The 8,983-nt window shown below is 69.3% G+C and carries 9 protein-coding genes; 2 read left to right on the plus strand and 7 right to left on the minus strand.

Going from position 1 to position 8,983, the window contains the following annotated elements; translation table 11 throughout:
- Both tal and tkt read right to left on the minus strand, forming a co-directional pair.
- Positions 1 to 833 (minus strand): transaldolase (tal, locus tag Q8814_RS21875; protein WP_330154085.1); only part of this gene is annotated, 833 nt, incomplete at its 3' end.
- Positions 834 to 837: 4 nt separating this feature from the next.
- Positions 838 to 2,940 (minus strand): transketolase, encoded by a 2,103-nt coding sequence (tkt, locus tag Q8814_RS21880; RefSeq protein WP_330154086.1) that lies wholly within the window; start codon positions 2,938 to 2,940, stop codon positions 838 to 840.
- A gap of 211 nt (positions 2,941 to 3,151) precedes the next feature.
- Between tkt and Q8814_RS21885 the strand changes: the two genes are divergently transcribed.
- The gene (locus Q8814_RS21885) at positions 3,152 to 4,129 is read left to right on the plus strand and encodes a heme o synthase (RefSeq protein ID WP_330154087.1); all 978 of its coding nucleotides are present in this window, start codon (positions 3,152 to 3,154) and stop codon (positions 4,127 to 4,129) included.
- A gap of 70 nt (positions 4,130 to 4,199) precedes the next feature.
- On the opposite strand, the gene Q8814_RS21890 is transcribed toward Q8814_RS21885, so the two are convergent.
- Entirely contained in the window at positions 4,200 to 5,165 is a 966-nt protein-coding gene (locus tag Q8814_RS21890) for a quinone oxidoreductase family protein (RefSeq protein WP_330154088.1), read from the minus strand.
- Positions 5,166 to 5,187: 22 nt separating this feature from the next.
- Between Q8814_RS21890 and Q8814_RS21895 the strand changes: the two genes are divergently transcribed.
- Positions 5,188 to 5,526 carry a hypothetical protein gene (locus tag Q8814_RS21895; RefSeq protein ID WP_330154089.1) on the plus strand — a complete coding sequence of 113 codons (339 nt, stop codon included), beginning with the start codon at positions 5,188 to 5,190 and terminating at the stop codon, positions 5,524 to 5,526.
- A gap of 88 nt (positions 5,527 to 5,614) precedes the next feature.
- Here Q8814_RS21895 and Q8814_RS21900 read toward each other — a convergent pair whose 3' ends face one another.
- From Q8814_RS21900 to mptB, 4 genes are all read right to left on the minus strand, one after another.
- Positions 5,615 to 6,580: a COX15/CtaA family protein gene (locus Q8814_RS21900; protein ID WP_330154090.1), complete on the minus strand. Its 966-nt coding sequence runs from the start codon at positions 6,578 to 6,580 to the stop codon at positions 5,615 to 5,617.
- Between the two features lie 61 nt (positions 6,581 to 6,641).
- A complete protein-coding gene (locus Q8814_RS21905) occupies positions 6,642 to 7,439 on the minus strand; it encodes an ABC transporter permease (protein WP_330154091.1) in 798 nt (265 codons plus the stop codon).
- Positions 7,436 to 8,380: an ABC transporter ATP-binding protein gene (locus tag Q8814_RS21910; protein ID WP_330154092.1), complete on the minus strand. Its 945-nt coding sequence runs from the start codon at positions 8,378 to 8,380 to the stop codon at positions 7,436 to 7,438. The genes Q8814_RS21905 and Q8814_RS21910 overlap by 4 nt, the downstream gene beginning before the upstream one ends.
- The coding region (gene mptB / locus Q8814_RS21915) for a polyprenol phosphomannose-dependent alpha 1,6 mannosyltransferase MptB (RefSeq protein WP_330154093.1) at positions 8,377 to 8,983 on the minus strand (607 nt) is incomplete at its 5' end. The genes Q8814_RS21910 and mptB, both read right to left, overlap by 4 nt.

Genomic DNA, 8,983 nt, shown 5'->3' on the forward strand with positions numbered 1-8,983 from the left:
CCCGTCGAGGCCCACAGCGCCCGCTGCGGGCGGGCTCCGGCCTCGGCGAGCTGCTCGAACCGCGCGCCGGACTCGAACGCCTTGCGGTACGCGGCGTACGCGAGCCGCGCGTTCGCGACGCCGGCCTTGCCGCGCAACGCCAGCGCGGCGTCGGTGCCGACGGCCTCGAGGCGCGCGTCGATCTCGCTGTCGACGCGGGAGACGAAGAACGACGCCACCGAATGAATCGACGACAGGTCGTGGCCGGCGGACTTGGCGGCGGTCAGCCCGTCGAGGTAGGCCTCGATGACCCGCTCGTACCGTTCCACCGAGAAGATCAGCGTCACGTTGACGCTGATGCCCTCGCCGATCACCCGCGCGATCGCGGGCAGACCCGCGACCGTGGCCGGAATCTTGATGAACAGATTCGGGCGGTCGACGATCTTCCACAGTTCGATGGCCTGGGTGACGGTGGCGTCGGTGGCGTGGGCCAGCCGCGGATCGACCTCGATGGACACGCGCCCGTCGACGCCGCCGCTCGCCTCGTACACCGGTGCGAGCACGTCGCACGCGGCGCGGACATCGTCGGTGGTGACGGCGAGGATCGTCGCGTCGACGTCGGCGCCGGATGCGGCCAGTTCACGGACCTGCGCGTCGTATGCGTGGCCCTTCGACAGTGCCGCCTGGAAGATCGACGGGTTCGTCGTGACCCCCACGACGCTGCGTGTCGCGACGAGGTCGGCGAGGTTGCCGGACTCGATACGCTCGCGCGAGAGGTCGTCGAGCCACACGGACACGCCCTGGGCGGACAGTTGCGCCAGATTCTCGTTCTGGATCGTGGTCTGCTGAGTCATCCGATCATCCCTTCACGCGGGTCAGCGAGCGGTGGGCAGCGTCGACGACTGCCTCGGCGGTGATGCCGAACTCGCGGTACAAGGTCTTGTAGTCGGCGGAAGCGCCGAAGTGTTCGAGCGAGACGGCTTCACCGGCGTCGCCGAGCAGCCGGTACCAGGGCATGGCCAGGCCGGCCTCGACCGACACGCGGGCACGGACGGACGGCGGCAGCACCTCGTCGCGGTAGGCCTGATCCTGCTCGAAGAACCAGTCGAGCACGGGCACCGACACCACACGGGTCGGCACACCCTCGGATTCGAGCACCTCGCGGGCAGCGACCGCGAGCTGGACCTCGGAGCCGGTGGCCAGCAGCACCAGTTCCGGAGTGCCGGATGACGCCTCGGCCAGCACATAGGCGCCGCGGGTGACACCGTCGGCGGCCTTCTCCCGCGTGCCGTCGAGCACGGGCACGTTCTGGCGGGTCAACGCCAGGGCGGTGGGGCCGGTCTTGTTCTCGAGCGCGGCCTTCCACGCGAACGACGTTTCGTTGCCGTCGGCCGGGCGGACCACCGCGAGGTTCGGGATCGCGCGCAGCGCCGCGAGGTGCTCGATCGGCTGGTGCGTCGGTCCGTCCTCCCCGAGACCGATCGAATCGTGCGTCCACACGTAGATCGCCGGGGTCTGCATCAGCGCGGCCAACCGCACCGCGGGACGCATGTAGTCGGAGAACACGAGGAACGTGCCGCCGTAGGGACGGGTCGGGCCGTGCAGCGCGATGCCGTTGAGGATCGAGCCCATCGCGTGCTCACGGATACCGAAGTGCAGCGTGCGGCCGTACGGCTGCGCCGTCCAGTCGTTCGTCGAGATGGACGTGGGTCCGAACGACTCCGAGCCGGAGATCGTGGTGTTGTTGCTGCCTGCAAGGTCGGCCGAGCCGCCCCACAACTCGGGCAGGATCGGGCCGAGCGCGGCGAGTGCGTTGCCCGACGCCTTGCGGGTGGCCGGGCCGTTGTCGGTCGGGTCGTAGGTCGGCAGGGCGTCGACCCATCCGGCCGGGAACTCGCCGGCGAACAACCGATCGAACAGTTCCTTGCGCTGCGGTTCCCGCTCGGCCCACGCGTCGAAGTCCGCCTGCCACTCGGCGCGGGACTTGGTGCCGCGATCGACGACGCGACGGGTGTGCTCGATCACCTCGGGAGCCACCTCGAAGTTCGCCTCCGGGTCGAATCCGAGCACCTTCTTGACCGCGGCGACCTCGTCGGCGCCGAGCGCGGCGCCGTGCGCATCGCCGGTGTTCATCTTGGTGGGGGCGGGGTAGCCGATGATCGTGCGGACCGCGATGAACGACGGCTTGTCGGTGACGGCCTTGGCGGCCTCGACGGCCTCGAGGATCGCGGTGACGTTCTCGCCGCCCTCGACGGTCTGTACGTGCCAGCCGTAGGACTCGTAACGCTTGGCGACGTCCTCGCCGAGCGCGATGGTGGTGTCGTGCTCGATGGAGATGCGGTTGTCGTCGTAGAAGACGACGAGGTTACCCAGTTCCTGGACCCCGGCGAGCGAGGACGCCTCGGAGGTCACGCCCTCTTCGATGTCGCCGTCGGACGCCACCACGTACACGTAGTGGTCGAACGGGCTCGTGCCCGGCGCGGCCTCGGGATCGAACAGGCCGCGTTCACGGCGCGCGGCCATCGCCATGCCCACGGCGGAGGCGAGCCCCTGGCCGAGCGGACCGGTGGTCATCTCGACGCCGGGGGTGTGCCCGTACTCGGGGTGGCCCGGGGTCAGCGAACCCCACGTGCGCAGCGCCTCGAGGTCGGCGAGTTCGACGCCGTACCCGGACAGGTAGAGCTGGACGTAGAGCGTCAGGCTCGAATGTCCGCAGGACAGGACGAACCGGTCGCGGCCCACCCAGTGCGGATCGGTCGGGTCGTGCCGCAGCACGCGCTGGTACAGGGTGTAGGCGAGCGGAGCCAGGCTCATCGCGGTGCCGGGGTGCCCGTTGCCGACCTTCTGCACCGCATCGGCGGCGAGGACACGCGCGGTGTCGACGGCCTTGGTGTCCAGGTCGGTCCAGTCGGCCGGATGCGCCGGCTGAGTGAGGGTGCGGATCTCGTCTGTGATCGACACGAGCTTCAAGTCTCCTGACATGGGTATACGGGGTGCCGGCGGGTACGGAATGCCTCGCGCGTTCCTTCAGAGTAGTGCGCGCCCGGGAGCGGGTCGATTCGGTCGGGGCGGGCCCGCGGTCTACCATCGTTCGTAGTAGAGGCGCGTCCGAGACCGGGCGATCGTGAGCGGGCGAGCGAAGGTGCGTATTCGCGTGGTGCAAGGAGACAGTGTGCGGGCAGGCCGACGGCCGGGTGGACACGGCTTGGGTGCCCCCGAAGTACCCCAGGCCCCCCGTCCCGACACCGCGTGGGGCCGGCTTTCAGGCACGGTGCTCGCCTACATCGCGTTGACGAAACCGCGGGTCATCGAATTACTGCTGGTCGCGACCATTCCCGCGATGTTGTTCGCCGACCGCGGGAACGTCGACATCATCCTGATCCTGAGCACACTGTTCGGTGGCTGGATGGGCGCGGCGAGTGCGAACTCGTTGAACTGCGTGGTCGACGCCGACATCGACAAAGTGATGAAACGCACGGCGTTGCGTCCGCTGGCGCGGCAGGCGGTCCCGACGCGGAACGCGTTCGTGTTCGGCATGGTGCTCGGTGTCGCGTCGTTCCTGTGGCTGTGGTGGCGGGCGAACCTGCTCGCCGGCGCGCTTGTGGTCCTGACCATCGCGTTCTACGTGCTGGTCTACACGATGGTGCTCAAGCGTCGTACCTGGCAGAACGTCGTGTGGGGCGGCGCCGCGGGCTGTATGCCGGTGATGGTGGGCTGGGCGGCGGTCACCGGGTCGCTGAGCTGGGAACCGGTGGTGCTGTTCCTGGTGATCTTCTTCTGGACTCCTCCGCACACGTGGGCGCTGGCGATGCGCTACAAGGAGGACTACAAGGCGGCCGGGGTGCCGATGCTCCCGGTGATCGCCACCGAGCAGCATGTGACGAAGCAGATCCTGTTCTACACCTGGGCGACCGTGCTGGCCACGCTCGTGATCCTGCCTGCGGCGGGGCTCATCTATGCGGCGACCGCGGTGATCGCCGGGGCGTGGTTCCTGTTCGTCGCGCACCAGCTGTACAACAGCGTGCGTGGTGGTGGCTCGGTCAAGCCGCTCAAGTTGTTCCTGCAGTCGAACAACTACCTCGCGGTGGTGTGCCTGGGCCTGGCGATCGATTCGGTGCTGGCGGTGCCGACACTCGCCTCGTACTTCTGAGGTTCTCGCTTCGCGTGGTGCGCCTGTCCTGCGGGACGGGCGCACCACGCGTTTCGGGCTAGAGGCCGGCTCAGGGAATCAGCACGACCGAGCCGGTCGTCCGGCGCGACTCGAGGTCGGTGTGCGCCTGCGCTGCCTCGGCGAGCGGATACTTCGCGCCCACCCGGATGGTCAGGGTGCCGTCGGCGATCGCGGCGAACACGTCCCCGGCACGCCACAGCAGTTCCTCGCGGGTACGCACGTGGTGCGCGAGGGTGGGGCGGGTGACGAACAGCGAGCCTGCCGAGTTCAGGCGCTGCAGGTCGAACGGCGGCACCGGCCCGCTCGCCGCCCCGAACAGGGCCAGCGTGCCGCGCACCCGCAGCGACGCCAACGACGCCTCGAACGTCGACGCGCCCACCCCGTCGTACACCGCGGCCACACCCTCTCCGGCGGTCAGTGCCCGCACCCGCTCGGCGAGGTCGTCGCCGTAGCGCAGCACTTCGGCGGCCCCTGCCTGGCGGGAGAGCGTTTCCTTCTCGTCCGACGACACCGTGGTGATCACCCGCACCCCCTTCGCGGTCGCCAGCCGGGTGAGGATCAACCCGACACCCCCGGCGCCGGCGTGTACGAGCACCGTGTCGCCGGATTGCGCGGGATACGTCGAATTCAGCAGGTAGTGCGCCGTCATGCCCTGCAGCAACGCCGAGGCGGCCTGCTCGGCCGGAACGCCGTCGGGGACGGGCACCGCGACCTCGGCGGGCACACACACCAGCTCCGCGTACGATCCGGCCGCGGACGACCACGACACCTGCTGTCCCACGGAGAACCCCGAGACGCCGTCACCGAGGGCGACGACGCTGCCGGTACCTTCGCTACCCGGCACGTACGGCACCTCGGTGGCGTACAGACCGGTGCGGAAATAGGTGTCGATGAAGTTGACCCCGATCGCGTCGGTGCGGACGAGGAGTTCGCCGGGACCCGCCTGCGGATCGGGACGTTCGACGGGAACGAGGACTTCGGGCCCACCGTGCTGTGCCACTTCGATTGCGCGCATACGGCCACAGTATTCTGCTGGCATGAGCGTCGAAACAAAGATCGCGGCACCGGCCGACATCGTGTCCTCCCTCCGCAGCTTCGTCGCCGAGCACGGCGAAACCGCAAAAGCGGTGATCCAGCCGGTCGGCCGCGCCGGTGTGCGGATCACGGTCGTGGCCGAGGACGGGGTGCTCGGCGACCGCATGGTGCCGAATGTGGCGACCGCCCACGCGGTGCTCGAGGCGCTGCCGAACGTCACCGCATCGGAATGGGATCGTGAGGTCACCAGCATCGCGACCCCGCGAAAAGGTCATTGGGAGAAGATGGCCGGTTGGGTCGCTCGATCGACGCGTTTCCCGAAGGCCCGCAACGAACGCTGACCACGTCGGGAACCACGATCGGGGCCGCTCACACTTGGTGAGGGGCCCCGATCGTGTTCGACTCGGTGCCGAGCGGAGGCGCGGGTGGTCAGACCGCGACGGGTTCGCGGTCGGGTGCGGTGGTGCGGATCCTGCCGGCGGCCCACACCGCGGCGGTCGCGGCGGTGCACAGACCGGCACCGGCGACGTGCAGCACGACCAGCACCGCGGGTACATCGGTCCAGAACTGCACCAGTCCGAGCGCTGCTTGCGCTACGACCAGGGCCAGCACGATCTTGAGCCGGAACTTGATCGCGTCGGTGGCGTGGACGGCGTACACCGCGAACGTCAGGCCCACGAGCAGCGCCAGATAGCCGACGAGCAGCTGCGAATGCAGGTGCACGAGCGTGGTGATATCGACATCGAGACGTGGCACGGGCCGGTCGGCGCTCTTGTCGCCGGCGTGCGGACCGGCGCCGGTGACCATGGTGCCGGCGACCATCACCCCGGCCAGTGCGGCCGCGGACAGCGCCGTCAGCCAGCGGAGCGGCTGCGGTAGCAGCTGCACGACCACGCCGTCGTCCGGTTCGCCGACCTTCGTGAACAGGATCACCGCGAGCCACACCATCAGCATCGACACCAGCATGTGGATCGCGACGGTCCACCACGCGAGCCCGGCGAGCACGGTGAGGCCGCCGATGATCGCCTGCAGCACGGTGCCTGCCGGCATCACCCATGCCCACGCGATCACTTCACGCCGACGCCGCGCCCGCGTCACCGCGAGTACCACCGCCGCGGCTGCCACGACCACGACGAAGGTGAGCAGCCGGTTGCCGAACTCGACGATCTGGTGGAGCGTGTCCACCCCGCTGGACACGCCGACGGGCACCATCGAACCGGGGAAGCACTGCGGCCACGTGGGGCAGCCGAGGCCCGACGCGGTCACTCGCACCACCGATCCGGTGACGGCGATGCCGCCCTGCACCACGATCGAAATGAACGCGATGATGCGCTGGGTTCGGAGCGAGGGCATCGGCAGACGGTCCACAAGGCTCAGATAGCCGCGATACAACACGCACACGATGGTACGGCGTGATCCACTACACCCTGTAGTTGGGTGTTTTCGGACCCGCCGATCAGGTGAAGCGGAACCAGCGGGCCGCGGCGGCTCCGCCGAGCACCGCCCAGACCGCGAGCACCAGCATCGACAGCCAGTCGATGCCGCCCTGGACCGCCGTTTCCAGGCCGAGGGTCAGCGCCCCCGACGGCACGAGTCGAACGAGATGCACGACCACGTCGGGCAGGACGTCGCCGAGGACCACGAGGCTGCCGATGCCGAGCAACAGGAACCACACGATGTTCGCCAGGGCCAGAACGATCTCGGCGCGCAAGGTGCCGCCGAGCAGGAGCCCGAGCGTCGCGAACATGACTGTGCCCAGCGCGATGACCACCGCGCCGACGAGCAGTCCGGTCGGATCCGGACGCCACCCCAGCGCCGCCGCGATGGCGCCGAGGAGAATTGATTGCAGCACCACTACGATGCCGACCGCGGAGCTCTTACCTGCGATGATGCCCCATTTGGGGAGGGCGGTCGCGCCGATCCTTTTCAGTGCACCGTATCTGCGGTCGAATCCGACGGCGATGGCCTGCCCCGTGAACGCCGTCGACATGACCGCCACCATCATCACCGCGGGCAGCACCCGGTCGATGCGCGAGTCACCGAGGTCGCCGATCGGCAGCAGTGTCAGCCCGACGAGCAGGGTGATGGGGATGAACATCGTCAGCAGCAGTTGCTCGCCGTTGCGCAGCAGCAACTTCAGTTCCATCCGGGTCTGCGCCGCCAGCATCTTCGCGGGGGTGTTCGGGCGGGGCCGGGGCGTGAAGGTTCCCGCGGCGAACCGATTGTTCGCCAGACGATCGTGGGTCACGCTCATCCTCTCAGCTCCCGTCCGGTGAGCTCGAGGAAGACATCCTCGAGGCTGCGCTGGTCCACGCGGATCTCGGTGGCCAGCACCCCGAGTTCGGCGCACCACGTCGCGGCGGCCGCGACCACCACCGGATCGATGGCGCCCTCCACCAGGTAGCGGCCGGGCAGTGCCTCCCGGACCCGGAACCCCTCGGGCAGCACGGACCGCAGTGGAGCGAGGTCGAGATTCAGCGGCGCCGACAACCACAATTGGCCCTCGGATCCGGTGCGGGTGACCTCCTCCGGGGAACCCGAGGCCACCACCCGGCCGTGGTCGATGATGACGATCTCGTCGGCGAGTTCCTCGGCCTCGTCCATCAGATGCGTGGTGAGCAGCACGCTCACGCCGTCGCGGCGCAGTGCGTCGATCAGTTCCCACACCAGCAGCCGGGCCTGCGCGTCGAGGCCGGCGGTCGGCTCGTCGAGAAACACCAGTTCGGGGCGCCCGACCAGCGCGCATGCCAGGGCAAGTCGCTGCTGCTGACCACCGGAGAGACGGCGATACGGGGTGCGGCGAGCCTCCTCGAGACCGAGGCGCTGCAGCAACCAGTCCGGGTCGAGCGGATCGGCGGAATAGGCGGCGACCAGGTCGAGCATCTCGCCGGCTTTCGACCCGGGATACGCGCCGCCACCCTGCAGCATGACGCCGATCCGGGGCCGCAACGCCGCGGAGTCGGCGATCGGATCGAGACCGAGTACCCGGACGGTGCCGGTATCCGGTGTGACGAAGCCCTCGCACATCTCGACGGTGGTGGTCTTGCCGGCGCCGTTGGGGCCGAGGAGGGCCAGCACCTGGGCGCGTTCGACGGTCAGGTCGAGACCGTCCACGGCAGTGACACCCCCGAACGTCTTGACGACGCCGTTCAGGCGTACCGCAGGCACTGCGTCGGAGGGGGATCTCGGGGTCACGGGGTTCCAGCGTAGGCGTCGGCCGTTTCCGCCGGGCGCGGTGGTACGCGCTCGTCGGTGCGCCACGGGAGCCGGTTGCGGGTCGCGACGATGAGCAATCCGACGACGACGACGGTGGCGATCGCGGCCTGCACGATGATGAACGGCTGATATTCACCGCCGTTGGGCATCAGGATCACGCTCACCACCGACGAGAACGCGATGGCCGGGATCCGGAACACCGGCCGGGTCGCCCACGCGGCCAGCGGAATGACCGCCCACAGCAGGTACCAGGGCTGCACGACCGGGAACAACAGCACGATCGCGCCCAGCGAAACCCCCAGCGCCCCGACCGGATGCAGACGGCCGGTGAGCACCGCGAGCAGCATGCGCACGGTGACGAACGCGGCCACCAGCGCGGCGATGGGCCGGGTGATCGACAACACCGCGGTGGTGTGGTCGCCGAGTCCGAGCAGCACCCCGGCCAAGCCGGTGCCCATCCCGAGCAGTGTCGGAATCGACATCCAGCTGCGCACCTCGGTCGCCGTTCCCAGCGTCTGCGTCCAGCCCAGGCCCAGGCCGCGGCCCCAGCGGACGGCGGCCACTCCCGGCCGGGTATCTCGC

Origin of the sequence: Rhodococcus chondri, assembly GCF_036327435.1 — a bacterium.
GTDB lineage: Bacteria > Actinomycetota > Actinomycetes > Mycobacteriales > Mycobacteriaceae > Rhodococcus > Rhodococcus chondri.

Excerpts from the sequence above, each read along its gene's own strand:
- Q8814_RS21890 (WP_330154088.1), bottom strand. The coding sequence starts at position 5,165 with ATGCGCGCAATCGAAGTGGCACAGCACGGTGGGCCCGAAGTCCTCGTT.
- Q8814_RS21895 (WP_330154089.1), top strand. The coding sequence starts at position 5,188 with ATGAGCGTCGAAACAAAGATCGCGGCACCGGCCGACATCGTGTCCTCC.
- Q8814_RS21905 (WP_330154091.1), bottom strand. The coding sequence starts at position 7,439 with ATGAGCGTGACCCACGATCGTCTGGCGAACAATCGGTTCGCCGCGGGA.